General features: G+C 73.8%; 20 protein-coding genes and 2 pseudogenes. 9 read left to right on the top strand and 13 right to left on the bottom strand.

Annotated elements, in window-relative coordinates; all coding sequences use genetic code 11:
- Window positions 1–6 precede the first annotated feature (6 nt).
- Complete coding sequence (locus ABZ457_RS16105; RefSeq protein WP_359158153.1) at window positions 7–1,371, bottom strand: glutamine synthetase family protein; 1,365 nt, start codon at window positions 1,369–1,371, stop codon at window positions 7–9.
- Window positions 1,372–1,553: 182 nt separating this feature from the next.
- Here ABZ457_RS16105 and ABZ457_RS16100 point away from each other — a divergent pair, with 182 nt between their 5' ends.
- From ABZ457_RS16100 to ABZ457_RS16090, 3 genes are all read left to right on the top strand, one after another.
- Window positions 1,554–2,258, top strand: a complete 705-nt coding sequence (locus ABZ457_RS16100) for an FCD domain-containing protein (RefSeq protein ID WP_359158188.1) — start codon at window positions 1,554–1,556, stop codon at window positions 2,256–2,258.
- Window positions 2,259–2,444: 186 nt separating this feature from the next.
- On the top strand, window positions 2,445–3,920 hold the full coding sequence (gene eat, locus ABZ457_RS16095) for an ethanolamine permease (RefSeq protein WP_359158151.1): 1,476 nt from the start codon (window positions 2,445–2,447) through the stop codon (window positions 3,918–3,920).
- A gap of 4 nt (window positions 3,921–3,924) precedes the next feature.
- On the top strand, window positions 3,925–4,656 hold the full coding sequence (locus tag ABZ457_RS16090; protein ID WP_359158150.1) for a gamma-glutamyl-gamma-aminobutyrate hydrolase family protein: 732 nt from the start codon (window positions 3,925–3,927) through the stop codon (window positions 4,654–4,656).
- 72 nt (window positions 4,657–4,728) lie between these two features.
- On the opposite strand, the gene ABZ457_RS16085 is transcribed toward ABZ457_RS16090, so the two are convergent.
- The gene (locus tag ABZ457_RS16085; RefSeq protein WP_359158149.1) at window positions 4,729–5,652 is read right to left on the bottom strand and encodes a LysR family transcriptional regulator; all 924 of its coding nucleotides are present in this window, start codon (window positions 5,650–5,652) and stop codon (window positions 4,729–4,731) included.
- 71 nt (window positions 5,653–5,723) lie between these two features.
- Between ABZ457_RS16085 and ABZ457_RS16080 the strand changes: the two are divergent.
- Window positions 5,724–6,927 (top strand): annotated as a pseudogene (locus tag ABZ457_RS16080) (TDT family transporter).
- Here the strand turns inward: ABZ457_RS16080 and ABZ457_RS16075 are convergent.
- The 4 genes and pseudogenes from ABZ457_RS16075 to ABZ457_RS16060 all read right to left on the bottom strand — a co-directional run bounded on the left by ABZ457_RS16075 (window position 6,860) and on the right by ABZ457_RS16060 (window position 11,508).
- Window positions 6,860–7,630: a helical backbone metal receptor gene (locus ABZ457_RS16075; protein WP_359158148.1), complete on the bottom strand. Its 771-nt coding sequence runs from the start codon at window positions 7,628–7,630 to the stop codon at window positions 6,860–6,862. The pseudogene ABZ457_RS16080 and the gene ABZ457_RS16075 overlap by 68 nt on opposite strands.
- Window positions 7,631–7,633: 3 nt before the next feature.
- A complete protein-coding gene (locus ABZ457_RS16070) occupies window positions 7,634–8,224 on the bottom strand; it encodes an XRE family transcriptional regulator (RefSeq protein WP_359158147.1) in 591 nt (196 codons plus the stop codon).
- A 185-nt stretch (window positions 8,225–8,409) separates the two neighbouring features.
- Window positions 8,410–10,343: pseudogene (locus tag ABZ457_RS16065) on the bottom strand (ABC transporter permease/substrate binding protein).
- Entirely contained in the window at window positions 10,336–11,508 is a 1,173-nt protein-coding gene (locus tag ABZ457_RS16060; RefSeq protein WP_359158146.1) for a glycine betaine/L-proline ABC transporter ATP-binding protein, read from the bottom strand. The pseudogene ABZ457_RS16065 and the gene ABZ457_RS16060 overlap by 8 nt, the downstream one beginning before the upstream one ends.
- A gap of 315 nt (window positions 11,509–11,823) precedes the next feature.
- On the opposite strand from ABZ457_RS16060, the gene ABZ457_RS16055 reads away from it, so the two are divergent.
- From ABZ457_RS16055 to ABZ457_RS16040, 4 genes are all read left to right on the top strand, one after another.
- Complete coding sequence (locus tag ABZ457_RS16055) at window positions 11,824–12,729, top strand: 5'-3' exonuclease (RefSeq protein ID WP_359158187.1); 906 nt, start codon at window positions 11,824–11,826, stop codon at window positions 12,727–12,729.
- A 72-nt stretch (window positions 12,730–12,801) separates the two neighbouring features.
- On the top strand, window positions 12,802–13,647 hold the full coding sequence (locus ABZ457_RS16050; RefSeq protein ID WP_359158145.1) for a siderophore-interacting protein: 846 nt from the start codon (window positions 12,802–12,804) through the stop codon (window positions 13,645–13,647).
- 204 nt (window positions 13,648–13,851) lie between these two features.
- On the top strand, window positions 13,852–14,436 hold the full coding sequence (locus ABZ457_RS16045) for a sigma-70 family RNA polymerase sigma factor (protein WP_359158144.1): 585 nt from the start codon (window positions 13,852–13,854) through the stop codon (window positions 14,434–14,436).
- Window positions 14,433–15,182 (top strand): anti-sigma factor, encoded by a 750-nt coding sequence (locus ABZ457_RS16040; RefSeq protein ID WP_359158142.1) that lies wholly within the window; start codon window positions 14,433–14,435, stop codon window positions 15,180–15,182. The genes ABZ457_RS16045 and ABZ457_RS16040 overlap by 4 nt, the downstream gene beginning before the upstream one ends.
- A gap of 72 nt (window positions 15,183–15,254) precedes the next feature.
- Here ABZ457_RS16040 and ABZ457_RS16035 read toward each other — a convergent pair whose 3' ends face one another.
- The 6 genes from ABZ457_RS16035 to ABZ457_RS16010 all read right to left on the bottom strand — a co-directional run bounded on the left by ABZ457_RS16035 (window position 15,255) and on the right by ABZ457_RS16010 (window position 23,839).
- A complete protein-coding gene (locus ABZ457_RS16035; protein WP_359158141.1) occupies window positions 15,255–16,082 on the bottom strand; it encodes a DUF1295 domain-containing protein in 828 nt (275 codons plus the stop codon).
- The gene (locus ABZ457_RS16030; RefSeq protein WP_359158140.1) at window positions 16,079–17,491 is read right to left on the bottom strand and encodes a cyclopropane-fatty-acyl-phospholipid synthase family protein; all 1,413 of its coding nucleotides are present in this window, start codon (window positions 17,489–17,491) and stop codon (window positions 16,079–16,081) included. The genes ABZ457_RS16035 and ABZ457_RS16030 overlap by 4 nt, the downstream gene beginning before the upstream one ends.
- Window positions 17,488–18,777, bottom strand: a complete 1,290-nt coding sequence (locus ABZ457_RS16025; RefSeq protein ID WP_359158185.1) for a cyclopropane-fatty-acyl-phospholipid synthase family protein — start codon at window positions 18,775–18,777, stop codon at window positions 17,488–17,490. The genes ABZ457_RS16030 and ABZ457_RS16025 overlap by 4 nt, the downstream gene beginning before the upstream one ends.
- A 26-nt stretch (window positions 18,778–18,803) precedes the next feature.
- Window positions 18,804–19,556, bottom strand: a complete 753-nt coding sequence (locus ABZ457_RS16020) for a DUF1365 domain-containing protein (RefSeq protein WP_359158139.1) — start codon at window positions 19,554–19,556, stop codon at window positions 18,804–18,806.
- Window positions 19,553–20,824: an FAD-dependent oxidoreductase gene (locus ABZ457_RS16015; protein ID WP_359158138.1), complete on the bottom strand. Its 1,272-nt coding sequence runs from the start codon at window positions 20,822–20,824 to the stop codon at window positions 19,553–19,555. Before ABZ457_RS16015 ends, ABZ457_RS16020 begins: the two co-directional genes overlap by 4 nt.
- Window positions 20,825–21,010: 186 nt before the next feature.
- Window positions 21,011–23,839 (bottom strand): DEAD/DEAH box helicase, encoded by a 2,829-nt coding sequence (locus ABZ457_RS16010; protein WP_359158136.1) that lies wholly within the window; start codon window positions 23,837–23,839, stop codon window positions 21,011–21,013.
- A gap of 234 nt (window positions 23,840–24,073) precedes the next feature.
- On the opposite strand from ABZ457_RS16010, the gene ABZ457_RS16005 reads away from it, so the two are divergent.
- Window positions 24,074–24,568 carry a hypothetical protein gene (locus ABZ457_RS16005; RefSeq protein WP_359158135.1) on the top strand — a complete coding sequence of 165 codons (495 nt, stop codon included), beginning with the start codon at window positions 24,074–24,076 and terminating at the stop codon, window positions 24,566–24,568.
- Window positions 24,569–24,689: 121 nt separating this feature from the next.
- On the opposite strand, the gene tatC is transcribed toward ABZ457_RS16005, so the two are convergent.
- Complete coding sequence (gene tatC, locus ABZ457_RS16000) at window positions 24,690–25,643, bottom strand: twin-arginine translocase subunit TatC (protein ID WP_359158134.1); 954 nt, start codon at window positions 25,641–25,643, stop codon at window positions 24,690–24,692.
- Window positions 25,644–25,665: the final 22 nt, after the last annotated feature.

The raw sequence follows: 25,665 nt of genomic DNA, 5'->3' as shown, positions 1-25,665 counted from the left end.
GGGGCCTCACAGGCGTTCGAAGGAGCGGCGCAGCTCCCAGTCGGTGACGGCGGCGTCGAAGGCTTCGAGTTCGACGCGGGCCATGTTGCGGTAGTGGTCGACGACCTCCTCGCCGAAGGCCGCCTTGGCGACGGTGCTGGTCTCCCACAGCTCGGCCGCCTCGCGGAGGGTGGTGGGGACGCGGTCGTATCCGGCGTCGTAGGCGCTGCCGGTACAGGCGTCGGGGAGTTCGAGCTTCTGCTCGACGCCGTGCAGGCCCGCGGCCACCAGGCCGGCGACGGCGAGGTAGGGGTTGACGTCGCCGCCGGGGAGCCGGTTCTCGAAGCGCATCGAGCGGCCGTGGCCGACCACGCGCAGGGCGCAGGTGCGGTTGTCGTGGCCCCAGGCGACGGCGGTGGGGGCGAAGGAGCCGGGCTGGAAGCGCTTGTAGGAGTTGATGTTCGGCGCGTAGAGGAGGGAGAACTCGCGCAGCGCGGCGAGCTGCCCGGCGAGGAAGTGCCGCATCAGCGGGGACATCCCGCCGGGGCCGTCGCCGGCCATGGCGTTGTTCCCGTCGGCGTCCTGGAGGGAGAGGTGGATGTGGCAGGAGTTGCCCTCGCGCTCGTTGTACTTGGCCATGAAGGTGAGCGAGACGCCCTCCTGCGCGGCGATCTCCTTGGCGCCGGTCTTGTAGACGGCGTGGTGGTCGCAGGTGACCAGGGCCTCGTCGTACTTGAAGGCGATCTCGTGCTGGCCGGGGTTGCACTCCCCCTTGGCCGACTCCACGGTGAGCCCGGCGCCGGCCATCTCGTTGCGGATGCGGCGCAGCAGGGGCTCGATCCGGCCGGTGCCGAGGACGGAGTAGTCGACGTTGTACTGGTTGGCCGGGGTGAGGCCGCGGTAGTCGCGGTCCCAGGCCTGTTCGTAGGTGTCCTTGAAGACGATGAACTCCAGCTCGGTGCCGACATGGGCGCTGAGGCCCAGCTCGGCGAGCCGGTCGAGCTGGCGGCGGAGGATCTGGCGGGGTGCGGCGGGCACGGGCGAGCCGTCGTGCAGCGCGAGGTCGGCGACGACCAGGGCGGTGCCCTCGTGCCAGGGGATGTGCCGCAGGGTGGCGAAGTCGGGGTGCATGGCGAAGTCGCCGTACCCGTTCTCCCAGGAGGACATGGCGTAGCCGCCGACCGTGTTCATCTCGGTGTCGACGGCGAGCAGGTAGTTGCAGCCCTCGGTACCGTGCTCGGCGACCTCGTCCAGGAAGAACCGGGCGGCGAACCGCTTGCCCTGGAGGCGTCCCTGCATGTCGGGGAAGGCCAGGACGACGGTGTCGATCTCGCCCCGTTCGACCCGCACGCGCAGATCGTCGAGAGCGAGCGGGGGTGTGCGGTCTGCCACGGGACAACGCCTCCTAGGGGTCAGCCGGTCGGTCGGAGTCATAAGGTATTGCGGGAGACCTTTGATTGGGAAGGGGAAACGGCGAGGTGGCGACAACGGACGGCACGGAACACGGCGAGAGCCCCGGGAACGGCGGCGGCGCGACGGACGGCACCGGCCCGAAGGGCACCGCACCCGACCGGCTGACCGCGGTGCTGCGCACCGTGCGGGCGGGCAACGGCTTCGAGGAGGCACTGGAGCAGATCCTGCAACTGCTGCGACTGGGCCTGGTCTCGGCCGGCGAGCGGCTGCCCGCGGAGCGCGAACTCGCCGAGCGCATGGGCATCAGCCGGGTCACCCTGCGCGAAGTGCTCAAGGTCCTCACCGACCAGGGCCTGGTGGAGAGCCGGCGCGGCCGCTACGGGGGCACCTTCGTGCTGCACCGCCCCGGCGGCCACGGCGAGGACGAGCTGCGCCGGCGGGTCGCGGGCGTGGACGTGGAGGACACCCTGCGCTTCCGGGAGGTGCTGGAGACGGGCGCGGCGGGCCTGTGCGCCGCGCACGGGCTGAGCGCGTCGGGGGCGGAGCGACTGCGGGCCGCCCTGGCGGCCACCCATGACGCGCCGCTGGCCGACTACCGCAAGCAGGACACCCTGCTCCACCTCACCCTGGCCGAACTGTCCGGATCACCCTCGCTGACCGCCCGGTACGCGGCCGTCCGGGCCACCCTCAACGACCTGCTGGACTGCATCCCGCTGCTGGTGCGGAACCTGGAGCACTCCCAGCACCAGCACACCGCCCTGGTGGAGGCGGTCCTGGACGGGGACGCGGACGCCGCGCGCGAGGTGATGCGGGAGCACTGCGAGGGCACCGCGGCCCTGCTGCGCGGCTTCCTGGGACGCGCCTGAGCCGGGCCGGGGATGCCCGCGCCGAGGGCCGTTCGGCAACCCGTTCCGCGACTCGTTCCGTGAGGGGTTCCGTGAGGGGTTCCGCGACCGATCCGTAACACCGCATTTGCGCAGGGGGCTTGCGCGGCCGAACACCGGACCGCAAAGGTGTGCGCACAAACCTTTGACCTGAGCCAGGAGCGACCCATGGCTGAAGGCACCACCTCGCGCACCCCGTCCACGGCGTCCCCGGCCTCCTCCCCCGCCGAGGCCGAGGGGGACGCCTATCTCAAGCGGCGCGCCCTGCGCCGGGGCAGCGCCGGCTGGCTGCTGCTGACCGGTCTCGGCGTCGCCTACGTCGTCTCCGGCGACTACTCCGGCTGGAACATCGGGCTCTCCGAGGGCGGTTTCGGCGGTCTCGCCGTCGCCATGCTCCTCATGGGCACCATGTACGCCTGTCTCGTCTTCGCGCTGGCCGAGCTGTCGGCCATCCTGCCCACGGCGGGCGGCGGTTACGGCTTCGCCCGGCGGGCGCTGGGCACCTGGGGCGGCTTCCTCACCGGCACCGCCATCCTCATCGAGTACATCCTCGCGCCCGCCGCGATCTCCATCTTCATCGGCGACTACGTGGAGTCCCTGGGGCTGTTCGGCCTGGAGTCGTCCTGGCCGGTCTACCTCGCCTGCTTCGCGATCTTCATCGGCATCCACCTCTGGGGCGTGGGCGAGGCCCTGCGCTTCAGCCTGATCGTGACGGCGGTCGCCGTGGCCGCCCTGCTGATCTTCGCGGTGGGCGCGTTCACCGAGTTCTCGGCGTCCGGGCTGAACGACATCCCGGTCGACGAGGAGGCGTTCGGCGCCAACTCCTGGCTGCCGTACGGGCTGCTGGGCATCTGGGCGGCGTTCCCCTTCGGGATGTGGTTCTTCCTCGGGGTGGAGGGCGTGCCGCTGGCCGCCGAGGAGGCGAAGGACCCGGTGCGCTCCATGCCCCGGGCGCTGGCCGTCTCCATGGGCATCCTGGTGCTGCTGGCCCTGCTGACCTTCTTCGCGGCGAGCGGCGCGCGCGGTTCGGCCGCCATCCAGGAGGCCGGCAACCCGCTGGTCGTCGCGCTCCAGGGCGACGGCGACCCGACCCCGCTGAGCCGCTTCGTCAACTACGCGGGCCTCGCCGGTCTGGTCGCCTCCTTCTTCTCGCTGATCTACGCCGGGTCCCGGCAGCTGTTCGCCCTCTCCCGGGCCGGCTACCTGCCGCGCTTCCTCTCCCTCACCAGCCGCCGCAAGTCGCCCTACCTGGGGCTGCTGATCCCGGGCGCGATCGGCTTCGCGCTCGCCGCGGGCACCGGGAACGGCGCGCGGATGCTGAACATCGCCGTCTTCGGCGCGACCATCAGCTACGCGCTGATGGCCCTCTCCCACATCGTGCTCCGCCGCCGGGAGCCGGAGCTGCACCGCCCGTACCGCACCCCGGGCGGGATCGCGACCTCCTCGGTCGCCTTCGTCCTAGCGCTCTCCGCGCTGGTGGCGACCTTCCTGGTGGACAAGGACGCCGCGTTCACCGCGCTCGTCGTGTACGCGGTGGCCCTGGCCTACTTCGCTCTCTACAGTCGACACCGTCTGGTCGCCCGGGCGCCCGAGGAGGAGTTCGCGGCGCTGGCGGCGGCCGAGGCGGAGCTGGATCGCACCTGAGGACATGCTCGTGACCCCACCGCTCATCGGTATCAGCACCTATCTGGAGTCCTCCGCCCGCTGGGGCGTGTGGGACATGCCAGCGGCCCTGCTGCCGGCCGCCTACCCGCGGCTGGTGCGGGCGGCAGGCGGCCTCGCCGTGATGCTCCCGCCGGACGACCCGGCGCGGGCGGCGGCGGTCCTGGCCCGCCTCGACGGCCTGGTCGTCGCGGGCGGCCCGGACGTGGACCCCGCGCGCTACGGCGCGAAACGCTCGGACCGCACCGGCCCGCCGGCCCCCGAGCGGGACGCGTGGGAACTGGCCCTCGTCCGCGCCGCGATCGACGCCGGGACACCGCTGCTCGGGATCTGCCGGGGCATGCAGCTGCTGAACGTGGCCTGCGGCGGCACCCTCGTCCAGCACCTCGACGGCCACACCGGCGGCCCGGCGGGCACCACCCTCGGCCTCTTCGGCGCGCACTCGGTCAAGCCCGTACCGGGCACCCGGTACGCCTCACTGGTCCCGGAGGCGGCGTCGGTGCCCACCTACCACCACCAGTCGGTGGACCGCCTCGGCGAGGGCCTGGTGGCCTCCGCGTACGCGGAGGACGGCACGGTGGAGGCGGTCGAGACGGCCGGGCCGCCGGGCGGGGACGCCCCGGCGCCGGGCTGGGTGCTGGGCGTCCAGTGGCACCCGGAGATGGGCACGGACACCCGCGTGATGTCGGGCCTGGTGGCGGCGGCGACCGGGGCCTGACCGGGCCGCGGCCGCCCCGCCCCGCGCGCCCCGGGTCCCCGCCGCGCGCCCCGGGTCCCCGCCCGCCCCCGCCTACCCCCGGGTCAGCCCCAGCAGGTCCCGGGCCGGGCCCGTCGGGCGGTGGCCCTGGGGCCAGACGGCGCGCAGGTCGCGGTCGAGGCGGACGTCCTCCACCGGGACGCGGACGAGGCGGCGCGAGGCCAGTTCCTCGGTGACCGCGAGTTCGCTGAGGACCGCCGGGCCCGCGCCGCTCACCGCCGCCGCCTTCACCGCCGTCGTGGAGGCCAGCTCCAGCAGCGGGGCCGCCAGGCCGCCGTACGCGGAGAGGGCCGAGTCGAGGACCTGCCGGGTCCCGGAGCCCCGCTCGCGCAGCACCAGCGGCGCGGCGGCCAGCTCCGCCGGGGTGAGCGGGCTCCGGCGCCGCCGGGCCCACGGGTGCCCTGGCGCGGCGACCACGAAGAGCCGGTCGTGGCCGACGACCGTCCCGTCCAGCCCCTCCGGCACGCTCAGCCCCTCGACGAAGCCGAGGTCGGCCTCCCCGGCGAGGAGCCGTTCGGCGACCGCGGCGGAGTTCCCGGCGAGCAGGGAGACGGCGGTGTCCGGGCGTCCGGCCCGCAGCGCGATCAGCCAGCCCGGCAGCAGGTACTCGGCGATGGTCATACTGGCCGCGACCCGCAGCCGGGAGTCGCGCCGCCCGCGCAGCGCCTGCGCCCCCGCGTCGAAGGCTTCCGCGGCCTCCACCACGCGCCGGGCCCAGTCGGTGACCAGCGCCCCCGCCTCGGTGAGGCGGGAGCCGCGCGGGGAGCGCTCGACGAGGGCGACGCCGAGCTGCCGTTCCATCGAGCGGACCCGGCTGCTCGCGGCGGGCTGGGTGATGCCGACCTCGCGGGCCGCCCGGCCCAGGCTGCCGTGCCGGGCGACGGCGAGCAGCAGTTCCAGGGCACCCAGATCGGGCACCCGGTGGGCGAGCGGCACATGCTCCGGCTGGTCGGTCATAAGACCAGCTTATGGGGTGATAGGGGCATGATCCCTGGTGGGGCCCCGGTTCCGGCGCGAGAGTGACGCCCATGGTCACCCTCACCGCGCCGTCCACCCCTCCCCCGGTCCCCGCCGGACCGGTGCCGTCCGCCGCGGACCGGGTGCCGGGGCGGCCGTCCCTCCGCCGCCTCGGCCCGAACTGGTACGCCTCGGTGATGGGCACGGCGGCGGTCGGCACCGCCGGCTGGGGGCTCGCCTCGGCGCCGGGCGGCGCGGGCCTCGCCGGACTCGGCCTCCCGTCCGCCGTCACGACCGCCCTCCGGGCCGGCGCGACCGGTGTCTGGGCCCTGTCCGCCCTGCTGCTGGCCGTCCTGCTCACCGTGCGCGCCGTGCGCCGGGCCCGCTATCCGGACCAGGTGCGGGCCGAGCTGCTGGACCCGGCGGTGGCCCCGTTCTACGGCTGTCTGTCGATGGCGCTGCTCGCGGTGGGCGCCGGGGCGACGACGGCGGGCCGGGACCTGCTGGGCCCGGCGGCCCTCCCGGTCGCCGCCGCCCTGTTCACGGCCGGGACCGCGACTGGTCTCGTGGTGGCCGTGGCCGTGCCGTGTCTGATGGTGGTGCGGCACCGGGTGGCCCGGGAGCGCGACCCCGGTGTGGCTGCTGCCGGTGGTCGCGCCGATGGTGGCGGCGGCGACCGGGCCCCTGCTGGTGCCGCACCTGCCGGCCGGGCAGGCCCGGGAGGCGCTGCTGCTGGGCTGCTGGGCGATGTTCGGGCTGAGCCTGCTGGCCACGCTGCTGATCCTGCCGGTGGTCTTCGCCCGGCTGCTGCACCACGGCCCGCTGCCCCTCGCGCTGACGCCGTCGCTCTTCCTGGTCCTGGGGCCGCTCGGGCAGTCGACCACGGCCGTGGGCAAGCTGGCCGACGCGGCGCCCGGCGCGATCGGGGAGCCGTACGCGCGGGGGCTCGCGGTGCTGGCGGTGGTCCACGGCGTCCCGGTGCTGGGCTTCGCCCTGCTGTGGCTGGCGCTCGCGGTCGCGATGGTGGTGCGAGCGGGGCGCGCGGGGATGCCGTTCACGCTGGGCTGGTGGGCCTTCACCTTCCCGGTGGGCACCTGTGTGACGGGGGCGCAGGTGCTGGCCGAGCGGACCGGACTGACGGCGTACGCCTGGCTGGCCGCCGTCCTGTACGCCGCCCTCCTCGCGGCGTGGGCCGTCGCGGCGGCGCTCACGGCCCGGGGGCTGCTCCGGGGCGAGCTGCTGCGAGCGCCGCGCCCAGCACCGCCGGGGCGGTGACCAGGGAGGGGCCGTACCAGGTCAGGGCGCGCCCGTCGAGGAGCGCGGCGGGCAGCCCGGGGAACGCCTCGGGGCCGTCGTCCGGGCCGAAGGCGTACGGCTCGTCGGGGAGGACGACCAGGTCGGCGCCCGAGGCGCGCAGCTCGTCCAGGGGGACGCGGGGGTAGCGCTCGGCGTGGTCCGCGTAGGCGTTGGCGACGCCGAGGCGGGCCAGCAGGTCCCCGGCGAAGGTGTCGCGGCCCAGGACCATCCACGGCCGGCGCCAGATCGGCACGACGGCCCGGACGGGGGCCGGGGCGGCTGCCCCCGCGCCCCCGGCGGCCTCCCCCACGGGCCGGACGGCGGCCCAGGCGGCCTCGGCCTCGTCGAGCCAGGCGGGCCGGTCGAGCCCGCAGCCCTCGACCAGGACCCGGTGCAGTTCGGTGAAGGCCGTCTCCAGCGTGCGCACCTCGGTGACCAGGACCCGCAGGCCGGCGGCGCGCAGGGCGTCCAGGTCGGGGACGCGGTTCTCCTCCTCGTTGGCGATCACCAGATCGGGGCGCAGGGCGGCGACGGCGGCGGTGTCCGGGTTCTTGGTGCCGCCGATCCGGGCCACGTCCAGTCCGGCGGGGTGGCTGCACCAGTCGGTGGCGCCGACGAGGAGCCCGGGGGCGGTCACGGCGACGGCCTCGGTGAGCGAGGGCACCAGGGAGACGACGCGCACCGGTCAGGTCCGGGGGGCCGGGGTGGCGGAGATGTGGTCGGCGACGGCGACGAGCAGGATGCGGGTGTCCGGGCCGGTCGCCCGCCAGCGGTGGCGGACCCCGCCGGAGAGGAAGAGCGAGTCGCCGGGGCCGAGCCGGTGGGCGCGCCCCTCGGCCTCCACCTCCACCGCGCCGTCGGCGACGTACATCAGCTCGTCGTTGCGGTGGCTGAACTCGCCCTCGGTCTGGTGCTCGCCGCTGAACTCCACGGCCCGCAGCTGGTGCCGGCCGCGCACCAGGGAGCGGGAGCCCTCCGGTCCGCCGGGGTGGGCGTCCTCGCCGGCCCGGACCAGGTCCACGGTGCGGGTGGTGTCGGAGGCGGCCAGCAGGGTGCCGACGGTGGTGTCCAGGGCGTCGGCGATGCGCTGGAGGGAGCGGTCGCTCGGGCGGGCCCGCTCGTTCTCGACCTGGCTGAGGAAAGGCACGGACAGTCCGCTGCGGGCGGAGACGGCGGCGAGGGTGAGGCGCAGGGCGCGGCGGCGTTTGCGCACGGCCGCCCCCACGCGGAGAGGTTCCTCCCTCTCCTTGGGGTCCTTCGCGTCCTTCGCGTCCATCGGGTGGGCTCCCCTCCCCTGGGTCCTGTCTCACCATACGCAGCATCCGCCCCTCCGTACTCGCCAAGACGGCAGGACAAGGGCTCCGGGGGCCCGCGGTGCCGGATATGGCGACGCAAAAGGGGTGGGTCCCGCCGGATCGGCGGGACCCACCCCTCTGAACGCGCCCGTGTGCTATGGCACGGCTACCGCACCCCGCTGCGGTCGGCGCGGGCCGCAGCGGTGCGAGGCGGTGCCGGCGATCCGGCCCTCTCCCACGGGAACCAGGCCACGTTCAGCGGGCGTTCGCGCTCGTCTTGCCGCCGGCGGACTTCCCGGCCGTGCCGGTGGGGGTCCACTTCTCGGCGAGGCCGGGGTTCTCGTCCAGCCAGGCGCGGACGGCCTCCTGCTCCTTGCCCTTGCCGGTCTCCTGGATCTTCGCCTCCAGACCGGTGAGCTGCTCCTCGGTCATCTCGAAGCCCTTGAGCCACGTGGCGACCTGCGGGTTCTCGGCGCCGAAGCCCTTGCGGGCGAGGGTGTGCACGCCGTCGCCCTTGCCCCAGGAGCCCTTGGGGTCCTTGAGCTTCCTCAGGTCGTAGGCGCTGTAGGCCCAGTGCGGCGACCAGAGGGTGGTGAGGACCGGCTCCTTCTTGTCGTACGCGCGCTTCAGCTCGGCGAGCATGCCGGGCGTGGAGCCGTCGACGACCTTGTACTCGCCCTCCAGGCCGTACTCCTTGAGGACCTCGTCCTTGAGGAGGCCCATCATGCCGGCGCTGGGCTCGATGCCGACGATGCGGCCCTTGAACTCGTCCGCGCGCCCCTTGAGATCGTCGAGGGAGTCGACGCCCTTGACGTAGGAGGGGACGGACAGCTCCAGGGAGGTGGGGCCGTACCAGGAGCCCAGGTCCTCCATCCTGTCGCCGTACTTCTCCATGTAGGAGGCGTGGGTGACGGGGAGCCAGGCGTCGGTCTGGAAGTCGATCTGGCCGCCGGCGAGGCCGGTGTAGAGCGAACCGGCCTCCAGCTGCTTGGTGTCGACCTCGAAGCCCTTGCGCTCCAGGAGTTCCTTCCAGAGGAAGGTGGAGGCGATGCCCTCGTCCCAGGGGATGTAGCCGACGGAGAGCTCGGTGCCCTTGCCGATGTCGTCCGGGTCCCCGGCGGTGGCGGACTTGGCGCCGCCGAACACCCCGAGGCCGCCCGCGACGAGCGCGAGGACCAGCATCCCGGCGACGGCGACGACGGGCTGCGGGCGGTGGTTCCAGATCTTGGCCCCGCCGGCCGCGGCCCGTGCCTTGGCGAGGGCGCGGCGGCCGAGCGGGGAGACCTGGGTGCCCAGCGCGCCGGTGATCCGGTCCAGGTACATGGCGAGGATGACGATGGAGACGCCCGCCTCGAAGCCGAGGCCCACGTCCACGTTGCCGATGGCGCGGTAGACCGCGCCGCCGAGGCCGCCGCCGCCGACCATGCCCGCGATGACGACCATGGAGAGGCCGAGCATGATGACCTGGTTGATGCCGGCCATGATGGTCGGCAGGGCGAGCGGGAGCTGCACCCGGAGCAGGGTGTTGCGCCGGGTGGTGCCGAACGCCTCGGCGGCCTCGACCAGTTCGCCGTCGACCTGCCGGATGCCGAGTTCGGTCATCCGGACGCCGGGCGGCAGCGAGAAGATGATCGTGGCGATGATGCCGGGGACCACGCCGACGCCGAAGAAGATGATGCCGGGGATCAGATAGACCATCGCGGGCATCGTCTGCATGAAGTCGAGCACCGGCCGGGTGACCGCGCTGACCGCCTTGGAGCGCGAGGCCCAGACACCGAGCGGCACCGAGATCACCAGGGTGACCAGGGTGGCGACGAGGACCAGGGAGAGGGTCGACATGGCGTCGTCCCACAGCTCGACGGAGTCGATGAGCGCGAAGCCGGCGAAGGCGAGCACACCGGCGGTCAGCCCGCGCAGCCACCAGGCGGCGACGGCGAGGACGCCGGCGAAGAGCAGCGGCTCGGGGGCGGAGAGGACCGCGTAGACGCCGTCGTACAGGCCGGAGACGAGTGAGCTGATCGCGTCGAACAGCCAGGAGAGATGGAGCTGGAGCCAGTCGACACCGTTGTCGACCCACTCGCCGAGGGTGAGCCTAGGCACGGGCCACCGCCTTCTCCACGGAGTCCGGCCCGTCGGTGCGCACGGAGCCCTTCGCGGGGCCCTTGGTGAGGCCCGGGGCCGCGGGCGCGTCCTCGGGGGTCATCGGCTCGCCGAGCACGGACAGCAGCCGGGCCCGGGGCACCACGCCGATCAGCTCGCCCTCCTCGTCGGTCACGGCGACGGGTGCGCCGCTGCGGCCGCAGGGGGTGAACAGCTCGATGATCGGGGTGCCGGCGGTGACGGTGGCCGGGGCCGCCTCCAGCACGCCGGCCCGCCCACGGATCTCCTTGCCGCTGTCGGTGCGCATCCCGAAGGCGGTCTCCACATCGGCCATGATCGCGCCCGCGGTGAGCACCCGGGAGCGGTCCACGTCCTGGGTGAAGGAGGCGACGTAGTCGTTGGCCGGGGTGACGAGGATGTCCTCGGCGGTGCCGAGCTGGACGATCCGCCCGTCGCGCATGACGGCGATCGAGTCGCCCAGCCGCATGGCCTCGTTGAGGTCGTGCGTGATGAAGACGATGGTCTTCTTCAGGCGCTTCTGGAGGACCAGGAGCTGGTCCTGCATGTCCCGGCGGATCAACGGGTCCAGCGCGCTGAACGACTCGTCCATCAGCAGCAGGTCGGCGTCGGTGGCCAGCGCGCGGGCGAGGCCGACGCGCTGCTGCATACCGCCGGACAGCTCGTCGGGCCAGGACTTCTCCCAGCCCGCGAGGCCGACGAGTTCCAGCGCCTCGGTGGCGCGGCGCTCGCGCTCCTCGCGGGCGATCCCCTGGACCTCCAGGCCGTAACCGGCGTTCTCCAGGACGCTGCGGTGCGGGAAGAGCGCGAAGTGCTGGAAGACCATGCTGATCCGGGTGGAGCGCACGGTCCGCAGCTCGCGGTCGCCGATCGCCGTCAGGTCCTGCCCGTCGAAGAGGACACGGCCGGAGGTGGGCTCCAGGAGCCCGTTGAGCATGCGCAGCAGCGTGGACTTGCCGGAGCCCGACAGGCCCATGACGACGAAGATCTGTCCGGGCTCGACCGTGAACGAGGCGTCGATGACGGCCGCGGTCGTGCCGTCGGCGCGCAGTTCCTCGCGGTCGGCGCCTCCTTCGAGCCGGGTCACCGCTTCGTCGGGTCGTCTGCCGAACACCTTGTACAAGTGCTCGGCCTGGAGCCTGGACACATACACCTCACGCGTAGAACCGGGAAACGGCCCGCCACCCCCGCCGGCGGGCCGTGGAGCCCGGCGGGTCCGGCCCGCCTCCGCCCGCGCCGGGCCGTACGGTCCGGGCGTGCTTCGCTCCGATGGCCGCGCCTGCCCGGGGCCCTCGGCCGGAAACGCATAAGTGATCCACATCACCAGCAGCCCCATCTGCCCCGTCTACCCCATCCGCATCACCTGTCACAGGGGCACCGGCGGCGGCCGCGCGAACCGGGCGCTGCCGCCGGGGCACTGTCGGCGGGGTGCGGCATCATCGTGCGTGTGACGCGACGCCTGATGCTCCTCGACACCGCCTCCCTCTACTTCCGCGCCTACTACGGCGTCCCCGACTCGGTCCGCGCCCCCGACGGCACGCCCGTCAACGCGGTCCGCGGGCTGATGGACTTCATCGCGCGGCTGGTGCAGGACCACCGGCCCGACGACCTGGTGGCCTGCTGGGACAATGACTGGCGTCCGCAGTGGCGGGTGGACCTGATCCCGTCGTACAAGGCGCACCGGGTCGCCGAGGAGCAGGAGCGGGGCCCGGATGTGGAGGAGACCCCGGACACCCTCGACCCGCAGGTCCCGGTGATCCGGGAGGTGCTGGCGGCGGTCGGCATCGCCCGTATCGGCGCGGACGGTTACGAGGCGGACGACGTGATCGGCACCCTGACCGCGCGGGCGAGTGGCCCGGTGGACATCGTCACCGGCGACCGCGACCTGTACCAGCTGGTCGACGACGCCAAGCGGCGCCGGGTGCTCTACCCGCTGAAGGGCGTCGGCACCCTCCAGGCCACCGACGAGGCGTGGCTGCGCGAGAAGTACGGTGTGGACGGGCGCGGTTACGTCGATCTGGCGCTGCTGCGCGGCGACCCGAGCGACGGGCTGCCCGGGGTGCCGGGCATCGGCGAGAAGACCGCCGCGAAGCTGCTGGACGCGTACGGCGACCTGGCCGGAATCCTGGCGGCGGTGGACGACCGGACCTCGAAGCTCACCCCGGCGCAGCGCCGCCGGCTGGACGAGGCGCGCCCCTATCTGGCGGTCGCGCCGAAGGTGGTGCGCGTCGCCTCGGACGTACCGCTGCCCGAGGCCGACCTCTCGCTGCCCGAGGAACCGCGGGACCCGGCCGCCCTGGACGCGCTGGCCGAGCGCTGGGGGCTGGGCGGCGCGGTGGTGCGGCTGCGGACGGCCCTGGCGGGCTGAGCGGCGGGCGGCCCGCCGTACGGAGTGTTAACTTAGGCAAGCCTAAGTACGTACATCGTCAGGGGAGACACCGTGGCTGAACGACCGGCCCGCAAGGCACCGCAGGTCCACGAGGCGAAGGTGGTCCGCACCGAGCGGCTCACCCCGCACATGGTGCGGGTGGTGCTCGGGCTCCCCGAGGACACCTCCTTCAGCGCCGACGAGTACACCGACCACTACGTCAAACTGCTCTTCGCGCCCGAGGGCGTGAGCTACCCCGAGCCGTTCGACATGGACCGCGTCCGCGCGGAGTTCCCCCGCGAGCAGTGGCCCGCCAACCGCACGTACACGATCCGAACCTGGGACGCGGCCCACCGCGAGGCGACGATCGACTTCGTGGTCCACGGCGACGAGGGCCTGGCCGGCCCCTGGGCGGCGCGGGCCCGGGTCGGCGACCCGATGTACCTGCTCGGCCCCGGCGGCGGCTACGCCCCGGACCCGGCGGCCGACTGGCACCTGCTGGCGGGCGACGAGAGCGCGCTGCCGGCCATCGCCGCGGCCCTGGAGCGGATGCCGCAGGGCGCGGTGGTGCACGCCTTCGTGGAGGTCGGGGGCGCGGAGGACGAGCAGAAGATCGTCACCCCGGACGGGGTGGAGGTCGTCTGGCTGCACCGCGGCGACCGGCCCGCGGGCGCCGCCCTGGTCGAGGCCGTGACCGGGCTGGACTTCCCCGAGGGCGAGGTCTGCGCCTTTGTGCACGGCGAGGCGGGCGCGGTGAAGGAGCTGCGCCGCCATCTCCATGTGGAGCACGGCATCCCGCTCGCCCGCCTCTCGATCTCGGGCTACTGGCGGGTCGGCAAGACGGACGAGGCGTGGCGCGCGATCAAGCGCGAGTGGAACGAGCAGGTGGAGCGCGAGCAGGACCAGCCGGCGGCCTGACCCGCCCACCGCCCCGGACCGCCCCGGCCGACCGGGGCGGTCCTTCGCATGACACGATGCGCGGCACCGGGACCGGGCGGCTCCGGCCCGTCCGCTCCGGAACGTTCCGCCGCGGACCAATCCGCTCCCCTCCCGGCTCCGAATACGGCACGACAGACGTCCGCGACGGACGTCCCGGCCGTGCGCACCGTGGAGGAACACCGCGTGAAAGAAGCCGTCCACATCGGTGGCCCCGCCCCGGCGGGGCCCGATCTTCAGGAGCTGCTCGCCCTGGTGGCCAGAGGCGACCAGGACGCCTTCTCCGAGGTCTACGACGCCGTGAGCGGTGCGGTCCTCGGGCTGGTGCGCACGGTCCTGCGCGACCCCGCCCAGTCGGAGGAGGTCGCGCAGGAGGTCCTCGTCGAGGTCTGGCGCACGGCGGCCCGCTACCAGCCCGCCCGCGGCTCCGCGAAGACCTGGATCCTCACCCTGGCCCACCGCCGGGCCGTGGACCGGGTGCGCTCCGCCCAGGCGGCCACCGACCGGGAGCGGCGAGCCGCCCTGCTGGAGCGGACGCCCGCGTACGACGAGGTCACCGAGCAGGTGGAGGCCCGGCTGGAGCGCGAGCAGGTGCGCCGCTGCCTCGGCGGGCTGACCGAACTCCAGCGCGAGTCCGTGACGCTGGCGTACTACCGGGGCCTCGCGTACCGCGAGGTCGCCGAACTGCTGTCCGTGCCGCTCGGCACGGTCAAGACCCGACTGCGCGACGGGCTGATCCGGCTGCGCGACTGCCTGGGGGTGAGCGCGTGAACACCGTTGATCTGCACATGCTGACGGGGGCCTATGTGCTGCACGCCCTCTCGCCCGAGGAGCGCGCGGAGTTCGAGAGCCATCTGCGCGCCTGCCCGTCCTGCGCGCAGGAGGTCCGCGAACTGGCCGCGACCGCGGGGAGGCTGGCCGCCGCCGTGACCGTGACCGCGCCGCCCGCGCTCAAGCAGCGGGTGATGGCCCGGCTCCCGGCGGAGCGTCAGGAGGGCCCCGTCGTCCCGCGCCAGGCCGTCCGGGTCACCGGTGGCCGGCGCCGGGCCGTGTCCCGGTTCGTCCTCGCCGCGTGCGTCGCGGCGGCGGCCTCGCTCGGCGGGGTGGCGGTCTGGCAGTACCAGGAGGCCCGGGACGCGAGGGAACGCGCGGAGCGGGCCGAGCGCAGGACGGACGAGCTGACGGCGGTGCTCTCCGCCCCGGACGCCGTCGTGGAGAGCGGGAACCTGGCTGACGGGGCGCGGGCCACGGTCGTCGTCTCACGCGACCGGGACCGGGCCGTGTTCCTCGCCTCGGGGATGCCCAGGCCCCCGGCGGGCAAGGTCTACCAGCTCTGGTTCAACGACGGCGAGGCGATGCGCTCGGCGGGGCTCATGGACCCGGCGGCGACCGGGGGCGCGGTGCTGATGGAGGGGCCGGTGGGCGGCGCCTCGGGTATGGGGATCACGGTCGAGCCGGCGGGCGGCTCCGAGGCGCCGACCTCGGAGCCGGTGGCCCTGATGGACTTCCCCGCGTGAGGCCCGGCGGCCCCTGAGCGCGGGGCCCGGCCGGGGCCGGGCGGCCGGGCCCCGGTCTCAAGGCGCCCGGGCTCAGGGCCGCCGGGTCCCGGGGACCGCGTCCCGCTTCGGCGGCAGCGGGAGGAAGCCGCTGGTACGGGCCGCGTACGCGGCGAAGCCCGGCCGGTCCGCCATATGCCGCTCCAGCAGCCGCTTGCCGCTCCCCCGGGTCAGCAGGAAGCTCATCACCACCGGGCTGACCAGGCACATCGCGGCCACGGCCGGCAGGTCGCAGACGAAGAGGAACAGGCCCCACCACACCAGGAAGTCCCCGAAGTAGTTCGGGTGCCGCGTCCACGACCACAGGCCCCGGTCCATGATCCGGCCCTTGTTCGCCGGGTCCGCCTTGAACCGGGCGAGCTGCGCGTCCCCCACCGCCTCGAAGACGAGACCGGCGAGCCAGACCGCGCAGCCCGCCCAGACCACGGCCCCGGCCGGGCCGTGGACGTACTGCGCGGCCTGCACGGGGAGCGAGACCAGCCACACCAGGGCGCCCTGGAGGAGGTAGACCATCCGCAGCGCGTAGAGGTTCCGGTTGCCGGGGGCGCGGGAGAGCATCCGCTCGTACCGGGGGTCCTCGCCGTGGCCCCGGCCGCGCCGCGCGATGTGCGCGGCGAGCCGCAGCCCCCAGACGCAGGTCAGTACGGTGACGAGCAGCCGGCGCGGGTCGTCGCCCTCACCGGCGGAGGCGGCGTACGAGGTCAGGGCCACCGCCGCGAACCCGAGCCCCCAGGCGACGTCCACGATCCGGTGCAGCCCCTTGCGCACCGCCACGGCGAAGGTCACCAGCATCACGGCGAGCGCGGCGCCCGCGCTGAGGCCGAGCCCCTGCGCGAACGCCGCCCACGAGAAGCCGTTCATGACGCGTACCACTCCTTCGGTGTCGCGGGCATTCCGGAAGCCCCGCCCGCGCCGGGCCGCACCGCGAGGATCTGGTCGACGCCCATCCGCCGTTCCTCGAACGCCAGCCCGCCGCCGACCAGATAGAGCCGCCAGACCCGGGCCGTCTCCTCCCCGGCGAGGGCGGCGAACTCGGCCCAGCGCTCCTCCAGCGTCCGGTGCCAGGCCGCGACCGTGCGCGCGTAGTGCTCGCGCAGCGACTCCACGGACCGGACCTCCAACCCGGCGCCCTCCAGCAGGGAGACCGTGTCTCCGACCGGGCGCATATGCATGTCCGGGGCGATGTACGACTCGATGAACGTGCCCCCGCCGGGCGCGTTGGCGCCCCGGGACATCTGCTGCACGAGGACCCGGCCGCCCGGCCGGACCATCCCGTGCAGCACGGCGGTGAACGCCGGGTACTCGGCGTCGCCGACGTGCTCGCCCATCTCGACGGTGGAGACCGCGTCGTAGCCGCCGCCCTCGATGTCCCGGTAGTCGCTGTGCCGGACCTCGACCAGCCCGCCGAGCCCCCGCTCCTCGACCTGCCGCCGTACATGGGCGGCCTGTTCGGCGGCGAGGGTCACGGCGGTGACCCGGACCTGGTGCTCCGCCGCCGCGTACAGGGTGAGCGAGCCCCAGCCGCAGCCGATGTCCAGCAGCCGGTCACCGGCGCGCAGTCCGAGCTTGCGGCAGATCAGCTCCAGCTTGGCGCGCTGCGCGTCCCCGAGACTCTGACCCGCGCCCGCGCCCGGGCCCGCACCCGCGTCGGCGTCGGCGTCGGCGTCGGCGTCGGTCCAGTACGCGCAGGAGTACGCCATGGTGTCGTCGAGCAGCAGGGCGTAGAAGTCGTTGGACAGGTCGTAGTGGTGGCTGATCGCCGCCCGGTCACGGGACTTGCTGTGCGGGTCGCCGCTGAGCCGGGCCTGGGAGGCGGGCGCGGGCGGGCGGGGCCCGACGGCGCCGAGGCGCAGCGCGGTGCCCAGCGCCCGGGCCCGGTCGGCGAGGGTGAGCCGGTGCGGGGCGAGGGCGCGCCCGCGGACGGCGGCCCAGACGGTGCGCAGCCCCTCCGCGAGGTCGCCCTCGACATCGATCTCGCCCGTGATGTACGCCTGGGCGAGGCCGAGTTCACCGGGCTGCCACAGCAGCCGGCGCAGGGCCCGCCGGGAACGGATCACCACCACCGGTCCGGTGCCGGTGCCCGCGGTGGAGCCGTCCCAGGCGCGCAGCCGCAGGGGCAGCCGCCCGCCGAGGACCTCCTCGACGAGGGGTAGCAGGCGCTGGGCGGCGCCGGTGCGGGTGCGGGTGCGGGTGCGGGTGCGCGGGGTGCGGTCGCCGCGGCCCGGTCCGGTCGCCGCGCCCCGGGCCGGAGTGGTCGCGGAAGCCGTCATGCCGTCTCTCCGTTCCTGCCGGGCCGGGTCAGCCTCAGCTGGCGCACATCCAGGTAACCGGAGCGGAAGCCCGCCTCCGAGTAGGCCAGGTAGAAGGTCCACATCCGGCGGAAGGTCTCGTCGAAGCCGAGCGCGTCCACCTCGGCGGCCCGGGCGCTGAAGGTCTCCCGCCACAGCCGCAGGGTCTCCGCGTAGTGCGGTCCGTAGCCGTCGCAGGCCGTGACGCGCAGGGCGGTGTGCTCCTCGGTGACCTCGCGCATCGCCTGGGTGGAGGGGAGCATTCCGCCGGGGAAGATGTACTTCTGGATCCAGGTGTGGGTGTCCCGGGAGGCGAGCATCCGCTCGTGCGGCATGGTGATCGCCTGGAGGGCGACCCGGCCGCCGGGGGCGAGCAGCCGGTCCAGGGTCCGGAAGTACTCCGGCCAGAACTCGGCGCCGACCGCCTCGATCATCTCCACGCTGACCACGGCGTCATAGGTGCCCAGCACCTTGCGGTAGTCGCGCAGCAGGACGGTGACCCGGTCCGCGAGGCCCGCCTCCCGCAGCCGCCGCCGGGCCAGGCGCTGCTGCTCCTCGGAGAGGGTGACGCTGACGACCTTCGCGCCCCGGCGGGCGGCGCGCAGGGCGAGTTCGCCCCAGCCGGTGCCGATCTCCAGGAGCTGGGTGCCCTCGCCGACCCCCGCCAGGTCCAGCAGCCGGTCGATCTTGCGGTGCTGGGCGGCGGCCAGCAGCTCCGGCTCGGCGGGCAGCGCCCGGAACACCCCGGCGGAGTAGGTCATCGTCTCGTCGAGGAACAGGGCGAACAGCTCGTTGGAGAGGTCGTAGTGGTGGCTGATGTTGGCGCGGGTCGCGTCGGTGGTGTTGCGGTGCCGGTCCGGCTGCCGAGGGGCCCAGAGTCCGCGCAGCCGCTGGAGGGACGGGGGCACCAGCGTCGCCGCGTTCCCCGCGAGGACTTCGAGGACGCCCACCAGGTCCGGGGCGTCCCACTCGCCCGCCATATAGGACTCCCCGAAGCCGATGAGCCCGCCCGCCGCGATGCGCCGGAAGAAGGCGCGCGGCTGGTGGACGCGCATCAACGGCCCGCCCAGGCCCAGGGGTTCGTCCTCACCGGCGATCCGGACCCGCAGCGGGAGCGGCCGCACGGCGTGCCGGACGATCCGCTCGGCGACCGCCGTGCGCAGCCGGGACACCTCGGGCGGCGCGGCGACGTCCGGCCACCGCTCCGCGTCGACGCGGACCGCGCCGGCGGTCGGGGCCGGGGTCGGGGGCGAGGCCGGGTTCGGGATCGGCGGGACGGGGATGACGGGCACGCTCACTGGACACCCTCCTGGGGGCTGTGACGGGGACGGGGCCGCACGGGCAGGCGGCGCAGGTAGAGGCGTATGCCGTGGTAGCGGATACCCGCGGACACGGCGAGGGTGGCGAGGGGGCGGCGCAGCACGCAGCGCAGCACCGCGCCGGTGGTGGCGGGGCGGCGTTCGCCGCGCACGGTCGCGGTGAACGGGCGCCCGCCGTCCTGCTCCAGATGGACCGTCAGGGCGAGCCGCTCCCCCGGTTCGGGCAGCCGCATCCGGTAGCGGCCCTCGACGTCGAAGAACGGGGAGACGTAGAACTCCTTGTCCACGGTGGCCCGGTGCTCCTCGTCGGCGTGGAGGAGGTAGCAGTGGCGCTCGCCGTAGGTGTTGTGGACCTCGGCGACGGTGCAGAGCGGGGTGCCGTCGGGGCGGCGGCACCAGTAGAGGGTCAGCGGGTTGAAGACATGTCCGAGGACGCGGCCGTGGGCGAGCATCAGCACCCGCGCGTCGCCGAGTTCGATGCCCCGCGCCGCGAGGAACGCGGCGAGCCCGGCGCGGATGCTGGGCGCGCCGCCACCGAAGTGGTCCCGGGCGTCGAAGCGGGCGAGGGGCCGCAGCGGCAGCGGAAGCCGGGGCGGGGCGTCGGGGTCGACCAGCCAGAGATAGGTGCGGTGCCGCAGGGCGTAGGTGCTCGGCGCGGTCCGCACATGGGCGACCTCGCACGGGTACAGGGCGGGGGCCGGGGCGCGGGCGGCGGGTGCGCTGCTCACCACTCCACCCCCAGGGCGCGGGCCGCCTCGACCCCGGAGCGGCAGCCGTCCTCGTGGAAGCCCCAGCCGTGGTACGCCCCGGCGAAGGCGGTGACGGGCCCGCTGAGGGCGGGCAGCAGCCGCTGGGCGGCGACGGACTCGGGCGTGAAGACCGGGTGCTCGTACGCCATCCGCGCCAGCACCCGGTCCTCGGGTACGCGCTCCGCGCCGCCCAGGGTGACGACGTAGGACTCGGGGGCGTCCAGCCGCATCAGCCGGTTCATGTCATAGCTCACCCGCACCGCCGCGGCGCCCGCGTCGCAGTCCGGCATGGAGAAGTTCCAGCTCGCCCGGGCCCCGGCGGAGCGCGGGAGGACGGAGTCGTCGGTGTGCAGGACGGTCGTGTTGCGGGAGTAGGTGAACGCGCCGAGGGCCCTGGTCTCCTCGGCGGTCGGGTCGGCGAGGAGGCGCAGGGCCTGGTCGGGGTGGGTGGCGACGACCACGCCGTCGTACTCCCGGCTCTCCCCGTCCTCCCCGGTGACCTCGACGCCGTCGGCGTGGCGGCGCACGGCCCGGACGGGGGTGCCGGTACGCACGGCGGAGAGCTGCTTGCCGATCCGGTCCACGTACTCGCGCGAGCCGCCGGTGACCGTGCGCCAGACCGGGGAGCCGGAGATCGCGAGCATCCCGTGGTGGTCGAGGAAGCGGAACAGGTGCAGCGCGGGGTACCGCAGGGCGGTGCGGGCGTCGCAGGACCAGACGCAGGAGACGACCGGCGCCATGAAGTGGGCCGTGAAATACGGGGAGAAGCCCGCGTCCGCGATGAACCGCCCCACGGTCAGCGTCTCGTCGCGCTCCTCGTCCAGCAGCCGCCGCGCCCGCCGGTGGAAGCGGGGCACCTCGGTGAGCATCCGCAGATACGCCCCGCGCAGCGCCTGCCGGGGCCGCGCGAACAGCCCGGCGGGCCCGCGCGCGCCCGCGTACTCCAGCCCGCAGCCCTCGCACCGCACGGACATGCTCATCTCCGACTCCTGCGTGGCCACCCCGAGTTCCCCGAAGAGGCGCAGCAGCTGCGGATAGGTCCGCTCGTTGTGCACGATGAACCCGGAGTCCACCCGCGTCAGCCGCCCACCGGGCCCCGGTACGTCATGGGTGTGCGCATGCCCGCCGAGCCGCGAGTCCGCCTCGTACAGGGTCACCTCGTGCTCACGCTGAAGGATGTACGCGGCGGTCAGCCCGGCGACCCCACTCCCCACCACGGCGGTCCGCCGCCGCTCCGTCGCTCTCATTCCGCTCCCTCCGAGCGGCTGGGAGCCGCCCCTCGGGTGCTATTCGTGCCGACGGGGGTGATCGGATTGGTCCGGCGGGAATCTTTTCGCACCGGCGCCCTGGCCCGCGGGGGCGCCGCACAACGCAGCCGCCCCGGCCACCGCCATGTGGGCGGTGACCGGGGCGGGCCGGGCCGGTTCTCCCGCTCAGCCCAGGGAGCTGTACGCCACCACCCCCCGCAGCATCGCGTCCACCGCCTTGCGCGCGTTCTTCGCGACGGTGCTGTTCTCCCTGGGGGCCGCGGCGGCGATCTGGCCGAGGACGTCGATGACCTGCTTGGACCAGCGGACGAAGTCGCCGGCCGGCATCTCCGCCTCCCGCAGGACCTCGTCCAGGCCCCGGTCGGAGGCCCACTGGTACGCGGCCCAGGCGAAGCCGAGGTCGGGCTCGCGCTGGCCGACGCCCTCCGCCTGGTTGATCCGGAAGTCCTCCTCCAGCGCGTCGAGGCGGCCCCAGATGCGGACCATCTCGCCGAGGGCGGTCTTGGCCGCGCCGGCCGGGACCTTGGGGGCCACCGCGTCGTCCGCCTGGCGGGACTCGTAGACCAGGGCCGAGACGCAGGCGGCGAGTTCGGCGGGGACGAGGCCCTCCCAGACGCCCTCGCGCAGGCACTCGCTGGCCAGCAGGTCGAGTTCGCCGTAGAGGCGGGCGAGGCGCCTGCCGTGCTCGGTGACCTCGTCGCCGCGGAGGTAGTCCATCTCGGTCAGCAGGGCGACGATCCGGTCGAAGGTGCGCGCGATGGTGTTGGTGCGGCCCTCGATGCGCCGCTCCAGCTGCCGGGTGTCGCGCTGGAGCCGGTGGTAGCGCTCGGCCCAGCGGGCGTGGTCCTCGCGCTCGTCGCAGCCGTGGCACGGGTGGGCGCGCAGCGCGGTCCGCAGCCTGCTGATCTCGCGGTCGTCCGCGGCCGATGACCGGCCCCGGCGGTGCCGGTCCGGCACGATGTGCCCGGCCTTGGTGCGCAGCGCCGAGGCCAGGTCGCGGCGGGACTGCGGGGAGCGGGCGTTGAAGGACTTGGGGATGCGCATCCGCTCCAGCGCCTCCACCGGCACCGGGAAGTCCATCGAGGCCAGCCGCTTGACCTGGCGCTCGGCGGTGAGGACCAGCGGGCGCGGCCCGTCGTGGTGGTCGAAGCCCCGGTGGCCGTTGGTCCGGCCGGCCGGGAGCCCCGGGTCCAGGACCAGCGCCAGGCCGGCGAACTTGCCGGTCGGCACATGGATCACATCGCCCGGCCGGAGCTTCTCCAGGGAGGCGGCGGCCGCTGCCCGGCGCTGCGCGGCGCCCTGCTTGGCCAGCTCGTTCTCCCGGTCCTTGAGCTCCCGGCGCAGCCGCGCGTACTCCTCGAAGTCGCCCAGGTGGCAGGTCATGCCCTCCCGGTAGCCTTCCAGCCCTTCCTCGTTGCGCTGGACCTGGCGGGAGATCCCGACGACCGACCGGTCCGCCTGGAACTGCGCGAAGGAGGTCTCCAGCAGCTCCCGGGAGCGGTGCCGGCCGAACTGGTGCACAAGGTTGACGGCCATGTTGTACGAGGGCCTGAAGCTGGAGCGCAGCGGATACGTGCGGGTGCCCGCGAGCCCGGCCAGCGCGGACGGGTCCATCGCGCGCTGCCACAGGACCACCGCGTGGCCCTCGACGTCGATCCCGCGCCGCCCGGCCCGGCCGGTGAGCTGGGTGTACTCGCCGGGGGTGATGTCGGCGTGCTGCTCGCCGTTCCACTTGACGAGCTTCTCCAACACCACCGTCCGCGCGGGCATGTTGATGCCCAGCGCCAGGGTCTCGGTGGCGAACACGGCCTTCACCAGGCCGCGGACGAACAGCTCCTCCACGACCTCCTTGAAGGTCGGCAGCATGCCGGCGTGGTGCGCGGCGATGCCCCGCTCCAGGCCCTCCAGCCACTCGTAGTAGCCGAGGACGTGCAGGTCCTCGCCGGGGATGGCGGCGGTGCGCTCCTCCACGATCCGGCGCACCTCGGCGCGCGCGTCCTCGTCGTTGAGGCGGAGCCCGGCGTACAGGCACTGCTGGACGGCGGCCTCGCAGCCGGCCCGGCTGAAGATGAAGGTGATCGCGGGCAGCAGCCCCTCGGCGTCGAGCCGGTCGATCACCTCGGGCCGGCCCGGCGTCCAGATGCGGCTGCGCTGACGGCGCTCGCGCTCCCGGTCGGCCTCGCGGACCATCTTGCCGCGGCGCCGGTCGCGCGGGTTGTACGTCCGCTGGTTCTCCATCCGGGCCAGGCGCACCAGGTCCGGGTTGACCTCGCGCTTGGTCCGGCCCCGGCCGCCGTGGTCGGTGCTCTCCTCGAAGAGGTCGTACATCCGGCGGCCGGCCATGACGTGCTGCCACAGCGGAACGGGCCGCTCCTCGGAGACGATCACCTCGGTGTCGCCGCGGACGGTGTCCAGCCAGTCGCCGAACTCCTCGGCGTTGGACACGGTCGCGGAGAGCGACACCAGGGTCACCGACTCGGGCAGGTGGATGATCACTTCCTCCCAGACGGCACCGCGGAAGCGGTCCGAGAGGTAGTGCACCTCGTCCATGACGACATAGCCCAGGCCGCTGAGCGAGGAGGACCCCGCGTACAGCATGTTCCGCAGGACCTCGGTGGTCATGACGACCACGGGCGCCTCGGAGTTGACGGAGTTGTCCCCGGTGAGCAGGCCGACCTTCTCGGGGCCGTAGCGCCGCACGAGGTCCGCGTACTTCTGGTTGGACAGGGCCTTGATCGGCGTCGTGTAGAAGCACTTGCGGCCCTGGGCGAGCGCCAGGTGGACGGCGAACTCGCCCACGATGGTCTTGCCGGAACCGGTCGGCGCCGCGACGAGCACGCCCTTGCCGGCCTCCAGGGCCTGGCACGCCTCGACCTGGAAGGGGTCGAGGCCGAACTCGTACATCGCGCGGAAGGGGGCCAGCGCGGTGGCCTCCTCACGGGCGCGGACGCGGGCGGCGGCATAGCGCTCGGCGGGGGAGAGATCCTCGGTCATCTTGCTTCGAGCCTACCCGCCGCCTCGGACACTCAGCGGATCTTTATCGGGCCGCTGGCCGGGGGCGGTGCAACTCGCCTGCACGGTCGGGCGCTCCCGCAGGTTGACCGCGATCAGGCCACATCCGTCCGAATTCTCGGATGACGCGGTCCGGCGGGCCAGGCATGATCACTCAGGACCGAAGTCACCTTATGTAGCGGAACATCATGCTCCGCGGCACTCGGGGGGAAACGAATGAATCTGCGCAGGAAGGCCGTGGCCACCACGGTGGCGGCGAGCGCCGCTCTGGTCGGGGTGATGGCCGCGCCCACCCCGGTGGCGGCGGCCGCCGCCACGAAGTGCTCCAAGACGCAGCACAAGGAAGTCGACACCGTAGGCCCGAACCTCGACATGTACATCGAGCTGTGCGTCGTCAGGGACTCGTCGAACCGCTACCACGCCCGTGCGACGGTCAAGTGGGCGGACGGCGGCGGGGGTGCCTGCTGCGGCATGGAGAAGGTGCTCGTCGAGGTCCGGCTGGAGCGCCGGGACGTCGTACAGCGGAAGGCCACCGGGAATCTCCAGGCTTCCATGAGCGGCTCCGCGAGCGGGACGATCCCGATCAGGACGAGCACCTACACGTCGAGTTCGGCCGGCGGCTGGACCGCCGACGGCAAGGTCACCTACAACATCCAGAGCGATGGCGCAGGCGACAAGGTCTGGGACCTCGGCGGTTCACCGTCCATCTGAGGTCCGTCCGAGGCCACGCACGGCACTGGTTCGTGTCCGGAACGTCTCGCCTGGTCCACGACGCCCGGCACGCACGCTCGCCGCGTTGTCGTCAGGGGCCATGGTCCTGTTCCGGGCGAACTCAGGTGACGTCGTCGTACCCGCCGGGCGCGCGTCGGTCGGACTCGCCGCTCGCCTGCTCGGGCAGCGCCCGCGGCGGGGCGACGGGCTCCACGCCACCGAGGGCCGCCGGGGTGAGGTCGAGTTCGGACGCCTCGTCGTCGGAGAGCCCCGCGTCCGGGTCCTGCTTGCGGCGGCGGAAGTCGTTGGCCATCGAGATGCCGACCGCGACGAAGTAGAGGAGTGCCAGCGGGCCGGCGAGCAGCAGCATGGAGATCGGCTCACCGCCGGGCGTCGCGATCGCGGCGAACGCCGTGAGGCCGATGATCATGCCGCGCCACCAGCCGAGCATCCGCTTGCCGGTGAGGACACCGGTGAAGTTGAGGAGGATGAGCAGCAGCGGGAGCTCGAAGGCCGCGCCGAACACCACGATCATGCGGGTGATCAGATCGAGGTAGTCGTCCAGCGGAAGCAGGTTCTGCGCGTTGTCCGGCGTGAAGCTGAGCATGATCTCCGCGGTCTGCGGAAGGATCGTGTACGCGAGGTACGAGCCCGCCGCGAAGAGCGGGACGCCGATGGAGGCGAAGACGAGCGAGTACCGCTTCTCCGTGCGGTGCAGACCGGGGGCCACGAAGGCCCAGAGCTGGTACAGCCAGACCGGCGTGGCGAAGAGCACACCAGCCATCAGGGAGACCTTCAGCGTGATGGTGAACGGCGACAGCAGACCGTTCGTCGTCATCGTGGCGCAGGGCTCGCCGTTCCTGGTCCTCAGGGCACCGTCCGTGCAGCCCACGGACTCCAGGATCGGCCGCATCAGGAAATCGAAGATCTCCTTCTGGAAGTAGGCCGCGACCACCACGGCGACAACGACGGCGAGAACCGACTTCAGCAGTCGGTTGCGCAGCTCACGCAGGTGTTCGGCCAGGGGCATCCGCCCCTCGGCGTCCTTCTCCTGCTTGCGGGCAGACTTGAGCAACCCACGTTCCTCGTCTCGTACG

Origin of the sequence: Streptomyces sp. NPDC005805 (genome assembly GCF_040630445.1) — a bacterium.
Lineage (GTDB): Bacteria > Actinomycetota > Actinomycetes > Streptomycetales > Streptomycetaceae > Streptomyces.
This window is presented reverse-complemented; position numbering and strand designations above follow the sequence as displayed.